General features: G+C 62.1%; 25 protein-coding genes. All 25 read left to right on the forward strand.

Features of this window, described 5'->3' with window-relative positions:
- Positions 1-132: 132 nt before the first annotated feature.
- The 25 genes from rpsL (at position 133) to rplO (ending at position 14,503) form a co-directional block, all read left to right on the forward strand.
- Entirely contained in the window at positions 133-507 is a 375-nt protein-coding gene (gene rpsL / locus ACSBPQ_RS02865; protein WP_442683577.1) for a 30S ribosomal protein S12, read from the forward strand.
- Positions 508-517: 10 nt separating this feature from the next.
- Complete coding sequence (gene rpsG, locus ACSBPQ_RS02870; RefSeq protein ID WP_442683578.1) at positions 518-985, forward strand: 30S ribosomal protein S7; 468 nt, start codon at positions 518-520, stop codon at positions 983-985.
- A 135-nt stretch (positions 986-1,120) separates the two neighbouring features.
- Complete coding sequence (fusA, locus tag ACSBPQ_RS02875; protein ID WP_442683579.1) at positions 1,121-3,262, forward strand: elongation factor G; 2,142 nt, start codon at positions 1,121-1,123, stop codon at positions 3,260-3,262.
- A gap of 52 nt (positions 3,263-3,314) precedes the next feature.
- Positions 3,315-4,505, forward strand: a complete 1,191-nt coding sequence (gene tuf, locus ACSBPQ_RS02880; protein WP_442683580.1) for an elongation factor Tu — start codon at positions 3,315-3,317, stop codon at positions 4,503-4,505.
- Between the two features lie 545 nt (positions 4,506-5,050).
- Positions 5,051-5,362 carry a 30S ribosomal protein S10 gene (gene rpsJ / locus ACSBPQ_RS02885; protein ID WP_010341589.1) on the forward strand — a complete coding sequence of 104 codons (312 nt, stop codon included), beginning with the start codon at positions 5,051-5,053 and terminating at the stop codon, positions 5,360-5,362.
- Between the two features lie 11 nt (positions 5,363-5,373).
- On the forward strand, positions 5,374-6,024 hold the full coding sequence (gene rplC, locus ACSBPQ_RS02890) for a 50S ribosomal protein L3 (protein ID WP_442683581.1): 651 nt from the start codon (positions 5,374-5,376) through the stop codon (positions 6,022-6,024).
- A gap of 12 nt (positions 6,025-6,036) precedes the next feature.
- Positions 6,037-6,642 (forward strand): 50S ribosomal protein L4, encoded by a 606-nt coding sequence (gene rplD / locus ACSBPQ_RS02895; RefSeq protein ID WP_442683582.1) that lies wholly within the window; start codon positions 6,037-6,039, stop codon positions 6,640-6,642.
- The gene (gene rplW / locus ACSBPQ_RS02900) at positions 6,639-6,938 is read left to right on the forward strand and encodes a 50S ribosomal protein L23 (protein ID WP_442683583.1); all 300 of its coding nucleotides are present in this window, start codon (positions 6,639-6,641) and stop codon (positions 6,936-6,938) included. The genes rplD and rplW overlap by 4 nt, the downstream gene beginning before the upstream one ends.
- Before the next feature lie 10 nt (positions 6,939-6,948).
- A complete protein-coding gene (rplB, locus tag ACSBPQ_RS02905) occupies positions 6,949-7,776 on the forward strand; it encodes a 50S ribosomal protein L2 (protein WP_442683584.1) in 828 nt (275 codons plus the stop codon).
- 6 nt (positions 7,777-7,782) lie between these two features.
- A complete protein-coding gene (gene rpsS, locus ACSBPQ_RS02910) occupies positions 7,783-8,052 on the forward strand; it encodes a 30S ribosomal protein S19 (RefSeq protein ID WP_442683585.1) in 270 nt (89 codons plus the stop codon).
- A 12-nt stretch (positions 8,053-8,064) separates the two neighbouring features.
- Entirely contained in the window at positions 8,065-8,400 is a 336-nt protein-coding gene (gene rplV, locus ACSBPQ_RS02915) for a 50S ribosomal protein L22 (protein ID WP_054657198.1), read from the forward strand.
- 17 nt (positions 8,401-8,417) lie between these two features.
- The gene (gene rpsC / locus ACSBPQ_RS02920) at positions 8,418-9,149 is read left to right on the forward strand and encodes a 30S ribosomal protein S3 (RefSeq protein WP_442683586.1); all 732 of its coding nucleotides are present in this window, start codon (positions 8,418-8,420) and stop codon (positions 9,147-9,149) included.
- A gap of 5 nt (positions 9,150-9,154) precedes the next feature.
- On the forward strand, positions 9,155-9,568 hold the full coding sequence (gene rplP / locus ACSBPQ_RS02925) for a 50S ribosomal protein L16 (RefSeq protein WP_442683587.1): 414 nt from the start codon (positions 9,155-9,157) through the stop codon (positions 9,566-9,568).
- On the forward strand, positions 9,568-9,753 hold the full coding sequence (gene rpmC / locus ACSBPQ_RS02930; protein WP_055767495.1) for a 50S ribosomal protein L29: 186 nt from the start codon (positions 9,568-9,570) through the stop codon (positions 9,751-9,753). Before rplP ends, rpmC begins: the two co-directional genes overlap by 1 nt.
- A gap of 11 nt (positions 9,754-9,764) precedes the next feature.
- Positions 9,765-10,034, forward strand: a complete 270-nt coding sequence (gene rpsQ, locus ACSBPQ_RS02935; RefSeq protein WP_054657206.1) for a 30S ribosomal protein S17 — start codon at positions 9,765-9,767, stop codon at positions 10,032-10,034.
- A 12-nt stretch (positions 10,035-10,046) separates the two neighbouring features.
- The gene (gene rplN / locus ACSBPQ_RS02940; RefSeq protein ID WP_442683588.1) at positions 10,047-10,415 is read left to right on the forward strand and encodes a 50S ribosomal protein L14; all 369 of its coding nucleotides are present in this window, start codon (positions 10,047-10,049) and stop codon (positions 10,413-10,415) included.
- Between the two features lie 16 nt (positions 10,416-10,431).
- Positions 10,432-10,749, forward strand: a complete 318-nt coding sequence (gene rplX / locus ACSBPQ_RS02945; RefSeq protein ID WP_442683589.1) for a 50S ribosomal protein L24 — start codon at positions 10,432-10,434, stop codon at positions 10,747-10,749.
- 11 nt (positions 10,750-10,760) lie between these two features.
- Positions 10,761-11,303: a 50S ribosomal protein L5 gene (rplE, locus tag ACSBPQ_RS02950; protein ID WP_442683590.1), complete on the forward strand. Its 543-nt coding sequence runs from the start codon at positions 10,761-10,763 to the stop codon at positions 11,301-11,303.
- 18 nt (positions 11,304-11,321) lie between these two features.
- Complete coding sequence (rpsN, locus tag ACSBPQ_RS02955) at positions 11,322-11,627, forward strand: 30S ribosomal protein S14 (protein ID WP_442683591.1); 306 nt, start codon at positions 11,322-11,324, stop codon at positions 11,625-11,627.
- Positions 11,628-11,840: 213 nt separating this feature from the next.
- Positions 11,841-12,239, forward strand: a complete 399-nt coding sequence (gene rpsH, locus ACSBPQ_RS02960; RefSeq protein ID WP_442683592.1) for a 30S ribosomal protein S8 — start codon at positions 11,841-11,843, stop codon at positions 12,237-12,239.
- Positions 12,240-12,254: 15 nt separating this feature from the next.
- Positions 12,255-12,782: a 50S ribosomal protein L6 gene (gene rplF / locus ACSBPQ_RS02965; protein ID WP_442683593.1), complete on the forward strand. Its 528-nt coding sequence runs from the start codon at positions 12,255-12,257 to the stop codon at positions 12,780-12,782.
- Between the two features lie 33 nt (positions 12,783-12,815).
- Complete coding sequence (gene rplR / locus ACSBPQ_RS02970; RefSeq protein WP_442683594.1) at positions 12,816-13,169, forward strand: 50S ribosomal protein L18; 354 nt, start codon at positions 12,816-12,818, stop codon at positions 13,167-13,169.
- A 157-nt stretch (positions 13,170-13,326) separates the two neighbouring features.
- Entirely contained in the window at positions 13,327-13,872 is a 546-nt protein-coding gene (gene rpsE, locus ACSBPQ_RS02975) for a 30S ribosomal protein S5 (protein ID WP_442683595.1), read from the forward strand.
- Positions 13,862-14,053: a 50S ribosomal protein L30 gene (gene rpmD, locus ACSBPQ_RS02980; protein ID WP_442683596.1), complete on the forward strand. Its 192-nt coding sequence runs from the start codon at positions 13,862-13,864 to the stop codon at positions 14,051-14,053. Before rpsE ends, rpmD begins: the two co-directional genes overlap by 11 nt.
- A 6-nt stretch (positions 14,054-14,059) precedes the next feature.
- Positions 14,060-14,503 carry a 50S ribosomal protein L15 gene (rplO, locus tag ACSBPQ_RS02985; RefSeq protein ID WP_442683597.1) on the forward strand — a complete coding sequence of 148 codons (444 nt, stop codon included), beginning with the start codon at positions 14,060-14,062 and terminating at the stop codon, positions 14,501-14,503.
- Position 14,504 lies beyond the last annotated feature (1 nt).

A 14,504-nucleotide genomic window follows, 5' to 3' on the forward strand; every position in this document is an offset into this window, starting at 1 on the left:
AAAGCGGGTGTTTGACTGCCTACTTGACAGGTTGCTACAATCGTCTGTCTCAGCAGGCCTAAAATTTGGGCCTGCTTTACATTTTCCGCATCTCTGGCCGTTTTTTACGGCCCCAATCAGAAGAACCTACTGATGGCGACGATCAACCAGCTGGTCCGCAAGCCGCGGCAAGCGACCACCTACCAGAGTGCCTCGCCGGCGCTCGAAAAATGCCCGCAGCGCCGTGGCGTCTGCACCCGTGTCTACACCACCACCCCGAAGAAGCCGAACTCGGCCCTGCGCAAGGTCGCCAAGGTGCGCCTGACGAACCAGGAAGAGGTCATCAGCTACATCGGCGGTGAAGGCCATAACCTGCAGGAGCACTCCGTGGTCCTGATCCGTGGTGGCCGCGTCAAGGATCTGCCGGGTGTGCGTTACCACACCGTGCGCGGTTCGCTCGACGCTGCTGGCGTTGCCAAGCGTCGCCAGGCCCGTTCCAAGTACGGCGCCAAGCGTCCGAAGGCATAAGGAGTAAGACATGTCCCGTAAAGGTAATACGCCGCAGCGCGCTGTCCTGCCGGATCCGAAGCACGGAAGCGAGACCATCGCCCGTTTCATCAACATGGTGATGCTGAGCGGCAAGAAGTCGATCGCCGAAAAGATTGTCTATGGCGCCATGGACGTGATCGGTGAAAAGAACCCGAATGCCGTTGAGCTGGTGCAGAAGGCACTGGACAACGTCGCTCCGGGTGTCGAAGTGAAGTCGCGCCGCGTGGGTGGTGCCACCTACCAGGTGCCGGTCGAAGTGCGCGCCTCGCGCAAGATGGCGCTGGCGATGCGCTGGCTGATCGAGTCGGCGCGCAAGCGTGGCGAGAACAGCATGCCGCGCAAGCTGGCCGCCGAACTGCTGGACGCTGCGGAAAACCGTGGCGGCGCCATCAAGAAGCGTGAAGAAACCCACCGCATGGCGGAAGCGAACAAGGCCTTCGCTCACTACCGCTGGTGAGTTTGAAGGGCCCTGGAAACGGGGCCCTCGGCACCTGCTCGTGCCGACTGTAGCGCTTTGAGCGCTGCTTCAACCCGAAGGCCGCCGCAAGGCGGCATTCGGCCATCCGAATTCCAAGAAATCGAGAGGCTCCCCGTGGCCCGCACTACACCCATCGAGCGTTACCGCAACTTCGGCATCATGGCCCACATCGATGCCGGCAAGACCACCACGTCCGAACGTATCCTGTTCTACACCGGCAAGAACCACAAGCTGGGCGAGACGCACGATGGCTCGGCCACCATGGACTGGATGGAGCAGGAGCAGGAACGTGGCATCACGATCCAGTCCGCTGCCACCACCGCGTTCTGGAATGGCATGGACAAGTCCCTGCCGGAACACCGCTTCAACATCATCGACACCCCCGGGCACGTCGACTTCACCATTGAAGTCGAGCGTTCGCTGCGCGTGCTCGACGGCGCGGTGTTCGTGCTGTGTGCCGTCGGTGGCGTGCAGCCGCAGTCGGAAACCGTGTGGCGCCAGGCCAACAAGTACCACGTGCCGCGCATCGCGTTCGTCAACAAGATGGACCGTACCGGTGCCAACTTCCTGAAGGTCCGTGACCAGCTGCGCGCCAAGCTCAGCGCTGTCGCCGTGCCGATGCAGCTGCCGATCGGCGCCGAGGAAGGCTTCAAGGGCGTGGTCGACCTGGTCAAGATGAAGGCCATCTACTGGGATGAAGCTTCCCAGGGCATGAAGTTCGAATACGGCGAGGTTCCGGCCGATATGCTGGCGCAGGCTGAAGAAGCCCGCACCTTCATGATCGAGACGGCGGCCGAAGCCAGCGAAGAGCTGATGGAAAAGTACCTGGGCGGCGAAGAGCTGGCCGAGGCGGAGATCATCGAGGCGCTGCGTATCCGTACGCTGGCCACCGAGATCGTGCCGATGTACTGCGGCTCGGCGTTCAAGAACAAGGGCGTGCAGGCCATGCTCGACGGCGTGATCCAGCTGCTGCCGTCGCCGGTGGACGTGCCCGACATGAAGGGCGTGGACGTCAACGACGAGAGCAAGGAGCTGACCCGCAAGTCGGACGACAGCGCGCCGTTCTCGTCACTGGCGTTCAAGATCATCACCGACCCGTTCGTCGGCGCGCTGACCTTCTTCCGCGTCTACTCCGGCGTTCTGAACGGTGGTGACACCGTGCTGAACTCGGTCAAGGGCAAGAAGGAGCGCATCGGCCGCATCCTGCAGATGCACTCGAACAACCGCGAGGAAATCAAGGAAGTTCTGGCCGGCGACATCGCTGCCGCCGTGGGCCTGAAGGACACCACCACCGGTGACACCCTGTGTGCCATCGATGCGCCGATCATCCTGGAGCGCATGGTGTTCCCGGAGCCGGTGATCTCGATGGCGGTGGAGCCGAAGACCAAGTCCGACCAGGAAAAGATGGGTCTGGCGCTGGGCCGTCTGGCGCAGGAAGATCCGTCGTTCCGCGTCAAGACCGATGAAGAGTCCGGCCAGACGATCATCTCGGGCATGGGCGAGCTGCATCTGGACATCATCGTCGACCGTCTGCGTCGCGAGTTCAGTGTGGACGCGAACGTCGGCAAGCCGCAGGTGGCTTACCGCGAAACCATCCAGGCCGCCGACGTCAAGTCCGACTACAAGCATGCCAAGCAGTCCGGTGGTAAGGGCCAGTACGGCCACGTCGTGATCGAGCTGTCGCCGATCACCGACGCGGACCGTGCCGATCCGAAGATCGCTCCGCTGATCAAGGACGATTTCCTGTTCCTGAACGAAATCACCGGCGGCGTGATCCCGAAGGAATTCATTCCTTCCGTGGAAAAGGGCCTGCGCGAAACCATCACCAGCGGTCCGCTGGCCGGCTTCCCGGTGGTGGATGTCAAGGTCAAGCTGGTGTTCGGCTCGTACCATGACGTCGACTCCTCGGAAATGGCGTTCAAGCTCGCCTCGTCGATGGCCTTCAAGCAGGGCTTCGCCAAGGCCAAGCCGGTGCTGCTGGAGCCGATCATGAAGGTCGAGATCGTGACCCCGGAGGATTACCAGGGTGACGTGATGGGCGACGTGAGCCGCCGCCGTGGCGTGCTGCAGGGTTCGGGCACCACCGGTGATGGCTCGGCCAGCATCATCAATGCGATGATCCCGCTGGGCGAGATGTTCGGTTACGCCACCGCGCTGCGTTCGCAGACCCAGGGTCGCGCGACCTTCACGATGGAATTCGACCATTACGAGCCGGCGCCGAACAACATCGCCGACACCGTCATCAAGAAGGGCTGAGTCCTGGACTCGGCCTCTGTATCCAAATTTCAGATAAACAAGGGATAAGCAAATGTCCAAAGGTAAGTTTGAGCGCACCAAGCCGCACGTCAACGTCGGCACCATCGGCCACGTCGACCATGGCAAGACCACGCTGACCGCCGCGCTGACCAAGATCGGCGCCGAGCGTTTCGGTGGTGAATTCCACGCCTACGACGCCATCGACAAGGCGCCGGAAGAAAAGGCCCGTGGCATCACGATTTCGACCTCGCACGTCGAGTACGAATCGGAAACCCGCCACTACGCCCACGTGGACTGCCCGGGTCACGCCGACTACGTCAAGAACATGATCACCGGTGCCGCGCAGATGGACGGCGCGATCCTGGTGTGCTCGGCCGCTGACGGCCCGATGCCGCAGACCCGCGAGCACATCCTGCTGTCGCGCCAGGTCGGCGTGCCGTACATCGTCGTGTTCCTGAACAAGGCCGACATGGTGGACGATGCCGAGCTGCTGGAACTGGTCGAAATGGAAGTGCGCGAGCTGCTGTCCAAGTACGACTTCCCGGGCGATGACACCCCGATCGTGTCGGGCTCGGCCCGTCTGGCGCTGGAAGGCGACCAGAGCGAAATCGGCGTGCCGGCCATCCTGAAGCTGGTGGACGCGCTGGACGCGTGGATCCCGACCCCGGAGCGTGACGTCGACAAGCCGTTCCTGATGCCGGTGGAAGACGTGTTCTCGATCTCGGGCCGCGGCACCGTGGTGACCGGTCGTATCGAGCGCGGCATCATCAAGGTGGGCGACGAAATCGAAATCGTCGGTATCCGTCCGACCACCAAGACCACCGTCACCGGCGTGGAAATGTTCCGCAAGCTGCTGGACCAGGGTCAGGCAGGTGACAACGCCGGTCTGCTGCTGCGCGGCACCAAGCGTGACGACGTCGAGCGCGGCCAGGTTCTGGCCAAGCCGGGTTCGATCACCCCGCACACCCAGTTCGACGCCGAAGTGTACGTGCTGTCGAAGGACGAAGGTGGCCGTCACACCCCGTTCTTCAAGGGCTACCGTCCGCAGTTCTACTTCCGTACCACCGACATCACCGGCGCTTGCGAGCTGCCGGAAGGTGTGGAAATGGTGATGCCGGGTGACAACGTGAAGATGGCGGTCACCCTGATCAACCCGGTGGCCATGGACGAAGGTCTGCGCTTCGCGATCCGCGAAGGTGGTCGTACCGTCGGCGCCGGCGTGGTCTCCAAGATCACCAAGTAACAACACCTGCCCGTTACGGGTGGCGTGGAAGAAAGGCGGCCTGCGGGTCGCCTTTCTTCGTCCGGGATCCTGCTGTGCGAAAGAAGCCGCAGGATCGCCGGGGAAATGTGGAGTCTGCAGTTGTGGCGGACAGCTGGCGGATTCACGTGCCATCCGGACGCCCGCTGCGCGGAGGATCTGCCTGTCTCCTGGCTGAAGGCATTGCTTTGACAGGGCTGGGGGCTTGCGGCGGACTGGAATAACTGACAGAATGCACGACCACTCGCGAAGGTGGTGTATCACGCATCTTCGCAGCCAGCGAAAAGAGGAGCAGGAAGCGCCTCGTATTCGCCAGACTAAGGACAGGTCGCGTGGGCCACCCCGGCAATGCCGGGGAGGTGTTGCGCGTTTGTTTGTGTCTGGGGCGGGCCGGGAAACCGGGCCGCCTTCCTTGTATGAAGGGATTCGCGCGACGAGCAGTGCTTCGGCGCTTTTTGTCGTTTTCATGGGGTTCGGCACACACAGGGGCCGTACCTGTCGCTCTTTAGACCTATAGGAACACCGTCATGGCGGACCAAAAGATCCGGATTCGGTTGAAGGCGTTCGATCATCGTTTGATCGACCGTTCGGCCAGCGAGATCGTTGAAACGGCAAAGCGGACCGGCGCGCAAGTGCGTGGCCCAATCCCGCTGCCGACCAAGATCGAGCGTTACACCATTCTCGTCTCCCCGCACGTCGACAAGGACGCGCGTGACCAGTACGAGACCCGCACGCACAAGCGCGTGCTTGACATCGTTGACCCGAACGACAAGACCGTGGACGCGCTGATGAAGCTCGAACTGGCCGCCGGCGTCGACGTGCAGATCAAGTTGACCTGAGGACTACGACCATGACGAAGAAATATTCGTTGGGCTTCGTGGGCCGCAAGGCCGGCATGAGCCGCGTTTTCACCGAAAATGGCCAGTCCATCCCGGTGACCCTGATTGAAGCAACCCCGAACCGCATCGCGCAGGTCAAGACCGTCGAAACCGACGGCTACAGCGCCGTGCAGGTGACCGTCGGCGCCCGTCGCGCTGCACTGGTCAACAAGCCGGAAGCCGGTCACTTCGCCAAGGCGAAGGTCGAAGCCGGTCGTGGTCTGTGGGAGTTCCGCGTTGAAGACGCCCAGGTCGGCGATTTCGCCGTCGGTGGTGAAATCAAGGCGGACATCTTCGAGGTCGGCCAGAAGGTCGACGTCCAAGGTGTCACCAAGGGCAAGGGCTTCCAGGGCACCATCAAGCGCCACAACTTCAGCATGGGCGATGCAACCCACGGTAACTCGCTGTCGCATCGCGCGCCGGGTTCGCTGGGCCAGCGCCAGACCCCGGGTCGCGTTTTCCCGGGCAAGAAGATGTCCGGCCACATGGGTGCTGTGCAGCAGAGCACGCAGAACCTGGAAGTGGTCAAGGTCGACGTCGAGCGTGGTCTGATCGCCATTCGCGGCGCCGTGCCTGGCGCAGCCGGTGGTGACGTGATCGTGCGTCCGGCGAGCAAGGCATAAGGAGAGATGACGATGGAACTCGTTATCACGGGTAGCAATAACAAGGTCTCGGTCTCCGAAGCCGTGTTCGGTCGCGATTTCAGCGAAGATCTGGTCCACCAGGTCGTCGTCGCCTATCGCAACGCCGCTCGCGCCGGTACCAAGGCTCAGAAGACGCGTTCGGAAGTGTCCGGCACGACCAAGAAGTCGAAGAAGCAGAAGGGCGGCGGTGCGCGTCATGGCGCGCTGACGGCTCCGATCTTCGTCGGCGGTGGCGTGACGTTCGCAGCCAAGCCGCGTTCGTTCGACCAGAAGGTCAACCGCAAGCAGTACCGTGCCGCCATGTGCGCGATCCTGTCCGAGCTGAACCGCCAGGGTCGCCTGACCATCGTTGAGTCGTTTGATGTCGAAGCGACCAGCACCAAGGCACTTGTGGGCAAGCTGGCCGGCCTGGAAGCGGGCAAGCGTCCGCTGATCGTCACCGAAGAGGCTTCCGAGCACCTGTACCTGTCGGCCCGCAATCTGCCTTATGTGCAGGTGCGTGACGTGCAGGGCCTGGACCCGGTGTCGCTGGTCGGTGCCGACACGGTCGTCATCACCGCTGACGCGGTCAAGAAGGTCGAGGAGTGGCTGGCATGAGCAGCAACGAAAAAATCTTCAGCGTGCTGCGCGCTCCGCGAGTCTCCGAAAAGACCGCGCGCCTGCAGGAACTTTCCAACCAGTACGTCTTCGAAGTTTCGAACGAAGCCACCAAGGCCGATGTAAAGGCCGCGGTTGAGCAGCTGTTCGACGTCAAGGTCGAGGCCGTCAACGTGGTCAACGTCAAGGGCAAGAGCAAGTCCTTCCGTAATCGTGTTGGCCGTCGCGGCGATTGGCGCAAGGCGTACGTGCGTCTGGCCGATGGCCAGTCCATCGATGTAACGGCCAAGGCCTGAGGTACATCCCATGCCATTGATGAAATTCAAGCCCACCTCCGCAGGCCGTCGTTCGGCCGTGCGCGTGGTCACGCCCGATCTGCACAAGGGCGCACCGCACGCAGCGTTGGTGGAGCCGCAGAGCAAGTCCGGTGGTCGTAACCACCACGGTCGCATCACCACCCGTCACATGGGCGGTGGTCACAAGCAGCACTACCGTCTGATCGACTTCAAGCGCAACAAGGAAGGTATTCCGGCGCGCGTGGAACGTATCGAATACGATCCGAACCGCACCGCCCATATCGCCCTGCTGTGCTATGTCGACGGCGAGCGTCGCTACATCATCGCCCCGAAGGGCCTGAAGGCAGGTGACCAGGTCATCTCGGGTGCTCACGCCCCGATCAAGACCGGCAACACCCTGCCGCTGCGCAACATCCCGGTGGGTACCACCATCCACGGGATCGAGCTGAAGCCGGGCAAGGGCGCCCAGATCGCCCGTGCCGCCGGTGCCGCCGTGCAGCTGGTCGCTCGTGAAGGCCTTTACGCCACCCTGCGCCTGCGCTCGGGTGAAATGCGCAAGGTGCCGGTCGAGTGCCGTGCCACCATCGGTGAAGTCGGCAACGACGAGCACAACCTGCAGAAGCTCGGCAAGGCCGGTGCCAAGCGTTGGCTCGGCATCAAGCCGACCGTCCGCGGTGCCGCCATGAACCCGGTGGATCACCCGCACGGTGGTGGTGAAGCCAAGGCCGGCCAGGGTAATCCGCATCCGGTCACCCCGTGGGGCGTGCCGACCAAGGGTTACAAGACGCGCCATAACAAGCGCACTCAGCAGTTCATCGTCCGCGATCGTAGGGGCTAATCGACCATGGCACGTTCACTCAAGAAGGGCCCGTTCGTCGATCACCACCTCGTCAAGAAGGTGGAGGCCGCTGCGGGCAGCAAGAAGCCGATCAAAACCTGGTCGCGCCGTTCCATGATCCTGCCGGAAATGGTCGGGGTCACCATCGCCGTTCACAACGGCAAGAACCACGTTCCGGTGCTGGTCAACGAGAACATGGTCGGCCACAAGCTCGGCGAATTTGCCGTCACCCGGACCTTCAAGGGTCACGGTGGCGACAAGAAGTCGGGCAGGTAAGGAGAGATGACAATGGAAGCGAAAGCAATCCTGCGCTCCGCGCGCATCTCTGCGCAGAAGGCTCGTCTGGTCGCTGACCAGGTGCGCGGTCTGCCGGCCGAGCGTGCGGTCAACCTGCTGAAGTTCTCGGACAAGAAGGCTGCCCACCTGATCAAGAAGGTGGTGGAGTCGGCTATTGCCAATGCCGAGAACAACCAGGGCGCTGACGTCGACGAGCTGAAGGTCAAGACCATCATGGTTGATGAAGGTCCGACCCTGAAGCGTTTCATGGCGCGGGCGAAAGGCCGCGGTACCCGCATCCTCAAGCGCACCAGCCACATCACTGTGGTTGTGGGCGCCGGCAAGTAAGCGGAAAGGAAAAGACCATGGGTCATAAAGTTCATCCGGTTGGTATCCGCCTGGGTATTTCCAAGGACTGGAATTCCAAGTGGTACGCCAACAAGGCCGAGTTCGCTGGTTACCTGGCAGCCGACCTGAAAGTGCGCGAAATGCTGCGCAAGAAGCTGGCACAGGCCGGCATCAGCAAGATCCTGATCGAGCGTCCGGCCAAGACCGCGCGCGTGACGATCCACACCGCCCGCCCGGGCGTGGTGATCGGCAAGCGTGGTGAGGACATCGAGAAGCTGCGCAAGGAAGTGAGCGAGATGATGGGCGTTCCGGCGCACATCAACGTCACCGAAGTGCGCAAGCCGGAGCTGGACGCACAGCTGGTTGCCGAGTCGATCGCGCAGCAGCTGGAGCGTCGCATCATGTTCCGCCGCGCGATGAAGCGCTCGGTCGGCAACGCGATGCGTCTGGGTGCCCTGGGCATCAAGGTCAACGTCGGTGGCCGCTTGAACGGTGCTGAAATCGCCCGTTCGGAGTGGTACCGCGAAGGCCGCGTGCCGCTGCACACCCTGCGCGCTGACATCGACTACGGTTTCGCTGAGGCCAGCACCACCTACGGCATCATCGGCATCAAGGTCTGGATCTACAAGGGCGAGGTCTTCGATTTCTCCCAGGTTGGCCAGGAAAAGCAGGACGACAGCCCGCGCAACGATCGCAATGATCGCGGCGACCGCGGTGACCGTCAGCGTCCGGCTCGTGAAGCGAGGTAACGGCAATGTTGCAACCCAAGCGAACCAAATACCGCAAGGTACACAAGGGCCGCAATGACGGCCTGAGCTGGAGCGCCAATGCTGTCAGCTTCGGCGAGTACGGCCTGAAGGCAACCGCACACGGTCAGCTGACCGCGCGCCAGATCGAAGCGGCCCGCCGCTCGATCAGCCGCTACGTCAAGCGCGGCGGCAAGATGTGGATCCGCGTTTTCCCGGACAAGCCGATCACCAAGAAGCCCATCGAAGTACGTATGGGTTCCGGTAAGGGTGCGGTGGAATACTGGGTCGCACAGATCCAGCCCGGCCGCATGATCTATGAAATCGAGGGTGTTTCCGAGGAAGTGGCACGTGAGGCGTTCCGCCTGGCCGCTGCCAAGCTCTCGGTCACCACCACTTTCGTGACCCGGACGGTGCGCTGATGGACATCAAACAACTCCGCGAAAAGTCGGCTGACGAACTGAAGGCCCACCTGGTGGATCTGCGCAAGGAGCAGTTCTCGCTCCGCATGCAGGCTGCCACCGGCCAGCTGCCGAAGACCCACGAAACCCGCCGGGTGCGCCGCGAGATCGCTCGCGTCAAGCACCTGATCGGCAGCACGAAGTAAGGATGGCTGCTATGAGCGAAAACAACGCAAGCAAGACGCTGCGCACGGTCGAAGGCCGTGTCGTCAGCAACAAGATGGACAAGACGGTCACCGTGTTGGTGGAGCGCCAGGTCAAGCACGCCCTGTACGGCAAGTACATCAAGCGCTCGACCAAGCTGCACGCACACGACGCCGAAAACACCTGCAATGAAGGTGATTTCGTGCGCGTGACCGAGATTGCTCCGCTGTCCAAGACCAAGAACTGGCGTGTGGTGGAAATCATCACCCGCGCAGCGAAATAAGGAGCCTGAATCATGATTCAGATGCAGAGCTACCTCGACGTCGCTGACAACTCCGGTGCCAAGGAAGTGATGTGCATCAAGGTGTTGGGCGGCTCGAAGCGCCGTTACGCACACATCGGTGACATCATCAAGGTCACCGTGAAGGATGCGATCCCGCGCGGCAAGGTCAAGAAGGGTGAAGTGTATGACGCCGTCGTGGTGCGTACCCGCAAGGGTGTGCGTCGCGCCGACGGTTCGCTGATCCGTTTCGACGGCAACGCCGCTGTCCTGCTGAACAGCAAGCAAGAGCCGATCGGCACCCGCATCTTCGGGCCGGTGACCCGTGAACTTCGTACTGAGAAGTTCATGAAGATCGTCTCGCTCGCTCCCGAAGTTCTGTGAGCGCCAGGAGATAATCATGGCTAACCGTATCAAGAAGGGCGATCAGGTCGTCGTCAACACCGGCAAGGACAAGGGCAAGCAGGGCGAAGTCGTCCGCGTCGACGGCGACCGCGTGGTCGTCGCCAACGTGAACATCGTCAAGCGCCACACCAAGCCGAACCCGCAGGCGGGCATCGCCGGCGGCGTGGTCGAGCGTGAAGCTTCGATCCATATCTCCAACGTGAATGTCCTGAACCCGGCTACCGGCAAGGGCGAGCGCGTTGGCTTCAAGGTGCTGGAGGATGGACGCAAACTGCGTGTGTTCCGCTCCAGCGGTGAGGCGCTCGACGCCTGAGGAATGATCGAATGAATTCCCGTCTCGAAAAGTTCTACAAAGACGAAGTGGTGCCGGCGCTGACCAAGCAGTTCGGCTACAAGAACCCGATGGAAGTGCCGAAGCTCGTCAAGATCACCCTGAACATGGGTGTGGGCGAAGCGGCCACCAACAAGAAGGTTCTGGAGAACGCCGTTGCCGACATGACCAAGATCACCGGTCAGAAGCCGATCATCACCAAGTCGCGCGTGTCGGTGGCATCGTTCAAGATCCGTGATGGCTGGCCGATCGGCTGCAAGGTCACCTTGCGTCGTGACACCATGTTCGAGTTCCTGGATCGCCTGATCAACATCTCGCTGCCGCGCGTGCGTGACTTCCGCGGTGTGTCGGGTCGTTCGTTCGACGGTCGTGGCAACTACAACATGGGTGTGAAGGAACAGATCATCTTCCCGGAAATCGACTTCGACGCCGTCGATGCGATCCGCGGTATGGATATCGCCATCACCACCACCGCCAAGACCGACGCGGAAGCGAAGGCGCTGCTCGCAGCGTTCAAGTTCCCGTTCCGTAACTGATTCGTCGAGGAAACCGAAATGGCAAAGACCTCCATGGTCAACCGCGACATCAAGCGGAAGAAGCTGGCTACCAAGTACGCCGACAAGCGTGCGGCTCTGAAGAAGATCGTCTCCTCCGTGGATGCGAGCTACGAGGAGAAGGTTGACGCTGCCGCCAAGCTCTCCAAGCTGCCGCGTGACTCCTCGCCGTGCCGCCAGACCACGCGTTGTGCCCTGTCGGGCCGTCCGCGTGCGGTGTACAGCAAGTTCGGCCTGGGCCGCAACAAGCTGCGCGAAGCCACCATGCGCGGCGACGTGCCGGGCCTGCGCAAGGCGAGCTGGTAAGAAAGTCCGGCCGGGCCGCGAGGCCCGGACGGTTCATCGGCGGGGCGACCTGAAGATGATGCGAAGAGTCCGACGCAAGTCGGACTTTTTGTCGTATAATTCCGCTCCTTGCCTGTCGGAAGCCGGCTGGCCGGTGCGGTAGGGCCCTGGCCCATTCCAGGACAACACGAGATTTTCGCGAAAGCGGATATCGGTGCACTCAAAGGTATCTACATGAGCATGACTGATCCCATCGCCGACCTGCTGGTCCGCATCAAGAATGCGGCCGCGGTTGGCAAGCAGACGGTGAAGGCGCCGTCCTCCAAGGTCAAGGTGGCCATTGCCCAGGTCCTGAAGGACGAGGGTTACATCACCGACCTGCGCGTTACCAACATCGAAAACAACAAGGCCGAACTCGAAATCGTCCTGAAGTATTTCGAAGGCAAGCCGGTAATCGCGACCCTGAAGCGCTTCTCGCGTTCGGGTCTGCGCCAGTACCGTGGCAAGTCCGATCTGCCGAAGGTCCTCAACGGCCTGGGCGTTGCCATCATTTCCACCTCCAAGGGCATCATGACCGATGCGCAGGCGCGCCAGTTGGGCGTCGGCGGCGAAGTCCTGTGCTTCGTGGCTTAAGGGAAGGAGTCCACTATGTCCCGCGTAGCCAAAAAGCCGATCAATCTGCCCAAGGGCGTTGAGCTGGCCATCCAGCCGGAAACCGTGAGCGTGAAGGGCCCGAAGGGTGCCCTGTCGCTGAACAAGTCCGCTGGTGTTGAAATCACTCTCGACAATGGCGTTGCCACGCTGAGCCCGAAGGATATTTCCTTCGATGCGCTGACCGGTACCGTCCGTTCGATCCTCGCCAACATGGTGCACGGCGTGTCCGAAGGCTTCGAGAAGAAGCTGGAGCTGGTCGGCGTGGGTTACCGCGCTGCCATGCAGGGCAAGGACCTGAACCTGTCGCTGGGTTTCTCGCATCCTGTCGTGTTCGTGGCGCCGGAAGGCATCACCCTGTCGACCCCGACCCAGACCGAAGTGCTGGTCCAGGGCGCTGACAAGCAGGTTGTCGGTGAAGTCGCCGCCAAGATCCGTGGCTTCCGTCCGCCGGAGCCCTACAAGGGCAAGGGTGTGAAGTACGCCGGTGAAGTCATCATTCGCAAGGAAGCCAAGAAGGCCTAATTCCAAGGTCTTCAGCTTTCGAGGATAAAGAACATGAACAAGAACATTGCCCGTCTGCGTCGCGCCAAGTCGACCCGTGCACACATCCGTACCCTCGGTGTGGCGCGCCTGTCGGTTCTGCGTACCGGCCAGCATCTGTACGCGCAGGTCTTCACTGCCGATGGCTCCAAGGTGCTGGCTTCGGCCAATACCGCCCAGGCCGAGGTCAAGGAAGGTCTGAAGAACGGCAAGAACTGCGACGCCGCTGCCAAGGTCGGCAAGATCATCGCCGAGCGCGCCAAGGCTGCTGGTATCGAGAAGGTCGCTTTCGACCGCTCGGGCTACCGCTACCACGGCCGCATCAAGGCGCTGGCCGATGCAGCCCGCGAAGGCGGCCTGCAGTTCTAAGTTGAAAGGGAAGGGCCCCGTGGGGCTCTTCCTTCCTGCCGTCAGGGGTTGCTGGCGGACACCTTCCATTCTTCTGCAGTGGCTGGTGGGTCAAGGCGTCATTCCACAACCATAAGCGGCCCCGAGCCGTACATATCCAATCAATCAAGGAATCGAAATGGCAGAAGAACGTCAGCCGCGGGGTCGCGATCGCGATCGCAACCGCGAAGAAAAAGTCGACGACGGCATGATCGAAAAGCTGGTCGCGGTCAACCGCGTCAGCAAGACCGTCAAGGGTGGCCGCCAGTTCACCTTCACCGCACTGACCGTGGTCGGTGATGGCGAAGGCAAGGTCGGCTTCGGCTATGGCAAGGCGCGCGAAGTGCCGGTCGCCATCCAGAAGTCGATGGAGCAGGCCCGCAAGAAGATGGTCAGCGTTGACCTGAACAACGGCACGCTGTGGCATACCGTCAAGGACGGCCACGGTGCGGCGCGTGTGTTCATGCAGCCGGCTTCGGAAGGTACCGGTGTGATCGCCGGTGGTGCCATGCGCGCCGTGCTGGAAGCGGTTGGCGTGAAGGACGTGCTGGCCAAGGCCACCGGTTCGCGCAACCCGATCAACTTGGTGCGTGCCACCGTGAAGGGTCTGGCAGGCGTGCAGTCGCCGGCCCGCATTGCGGCCAAGCGCGGCAAGAAGGTGGAGGATCTGAATCATGGCAAGTGATGCCGGCAAGACCGTCAAGGTGCGCCTGGTGCGCGGCCTGCGTGGAACCCAGTCGCGCCACCGCCTGTCGGTGCGTGCGCTGGGCCTGAACAAACTCAACGATGTGCGTGAACTGAAGGACAGCCCGCAGGTACGCGGCCTGATCAACAAGGTCCAGTACCTCGTCAAGGTTGAGGAGTAATCGATCATGACTTTGCGTCTCAATGACCTCAGCCCGGCACCGGGCGCCCGCACCGAGCGCACCCGCGTCGGTCGCGGTATCGGCTCGGGCCTGGGCAAGACCGCCGGTCGCGGCCACAAGGGCTCGTTCGCACGTTCGGGCAAGGGCAAGATCAAGGCCGGCTTCGAAGGCGGCCAGACCCCGATGCAGCGCCGTCTGCCGAAGATCGGCTTTGTTTCCCGTACGGCCAAGGACACCGCTGAAGTGCTGTCCTACCACCTGGACCGTCTGGAAGCGGGTGAGATCGACTTCGCCGCACTGCGTGCCGCCAAGCTGGTCCCGTCCACCGCCAAGAAGGCCAAGATCGTCCTGAAGGGCGAGCTGACCAAGGCGTTCACCCTGAAGGGTGTTGCGGCTACCGCCGGCGCCAAGGCTGCGATCGAAGCTGCCGGCGGCAGCGTACAGGAGTAAT

Origin of the sequence: Stenotrophomonas sp. JC08 (assembly GCF_052180205.1) — a bacterium.
Classification (GTDB): domain Bacteria; phylum Pseudomonadota; class Gammaproteobacteria; order Xanthomonadales; family Xanthomonadaceae; genus Stenotrophomonas.

Bases quoted from the DNA above. Each gene is read 5' to 3' on its own strand.
- rpmC (WP_055767495.1), top strand. From the start codon at position 9,568: ATGGACATCAAACAACTCCGCGAAAAGTCGGCTGACGAACTGAAGGCC.
- rpsQ (WP_054657206.1), top strand. From the start codon at position 9,765: ATGAGCGAAAACAACGCAAGCAAGACGCTGCGCACGGTCGAAGGCCGT.
- rplE (WP_442683590.1), top strand. From the start codon at position 10,761: ATGAATTCCCGTCTCGAAAAGTTCTACAAAGACGAAGTGGTGCCGGCG.
- rpsG (WP_442683578.1), top strand. From the start codon at position 518: ATGTCCCGTAAAGGTAATACGCCGCAGCGCGCTGTCCTGCCGGATCCG.
- rplX (WP_442683589.1), top strand. From the start codon at position 10,432: ATGGCTAACCGTATCAAGAAGGGCGATCAGGTCGTCGTCAACACCGGC.
- rplF (WP_442683593.1), top strand. From the start codon at position 12,255: ATGTCCCGCGTAGCCAAAAAGCCGATCAATCTGCCCAAGGGCGTTGAG.
- rplR (WP_442683594.1), top strand. From the start codon at position 12,816: ATGAACAAGAACATTGCCCGTCTGCGTCGCGCCAAGTCGACCCGTGCA.
- tuf (WP_442683580.1), top strand. From the start codon at position 3,315: ATGTCCAAAGGTAAGTTTGAGCGCACCAAGCCGCACGTCAACGTCGGC.
- rplP (WP_442683587.1), top strand. From the start codon at position 9,155: ATGTTGCAACCCAAGCGAACCAAATACCGCAAGGTACACAAGGGCCGC.
- rpsJ (WP_010341589.1), top strand. From the start codon at position 5,051: ATGGCGGACCAAAAGATCCGGATTCGGTTGAAGGCGTTCGATCATCGT.
- rplC (WP_442683581.1), top strand. From the start codon at position 5,374: ATGACGAAGAAATATTCGTTGGGCTTCGTGGGCCGCAAGGCCGGCATG.
- rplW (WP_442683583.1), top strand. From the start codon at position 6,639: ATGAGCAGCAACGAAAAAATCTTCAGCGTGCTGCGCGCTCCGCGAGTC.
- rpsC (WP_442683586.1), top strand. From the start codon at position 8,418: ATGGGTCATAAAGTTCATCCGGTTGGTATCCGCCTGGGTATTTCCAAG.
- rpsS (WP_442683585.1), top strand. From the start codon at position 7,783: ATGGCACGTTCACTCAAGAAGGGCCCGTTCGTCGATCACCACCTCGTC.
- rplB (WP_442683584.1), top strand. From the start codon at position 6,949: ATGCCATTGATGAAATTCAAGCCCACCTCCGCAGGCCGTCGTTCGGCC.
- rpmD (WP_442683596.1), top strand. From the start codon at position 13,862: ATGGCAAGTGATGCCGGCAAGACCGTCAAGGTGCGCCTGGTGCGCGGC.
- rplO (WP_442683597.1), top strand. From the start codon at position 14,060: ATGACTTTGCGTCTCAATGACCTCAGCCCGGCACCGGGCGCCCGCACC.
- rpsE (WP_442683595.1), top strand. From the start codon at position 13,327: ATGGCAGAAGAACGTCAGCCGCGGGGTCGCGATCGCGATCGCAACCGC.
- rpsL (WP_442683577.1), top strand. From the start codon at position 133: ATGGCGACGATCAACCAGCTGGTCCGCAAGCCGCGGCAAGCGACCACC.
- rpsN (WP_442683591.1), top strand. From the start codon at position 11,322: ATGGCAAAGACCTCCATGGTCAACCGCGACATCAAGCGGAAGAAGCTG.
- rpsH (WP_442683592.1), top strand. From the start codon at position 11,841: ATGAGCATGACTGATCCCATCGCCGACCTGCTGGTCCGCATCAAGAAT.
- rplV (WP_054657198.1), top strand. From the start codon at position 8,065: ATGGAAGCGAAAGCAATCCTGCGCTCCGCGCGCATCTCTGCGCAGAAG.
- rplD (WP_442683582.1), top strand. From the start codon at position 6,037: ATGGAACTCGTTATCACGGGTAGCAATAACAAGGTCTCGGTCTCCGAA.
- rplN (WP_442683588.1), top strand. From the start codon at position 10,047: ATGATTCAGATGCAGAGCTACCTCGACGTCGCTGACAACTCCGGTGCC.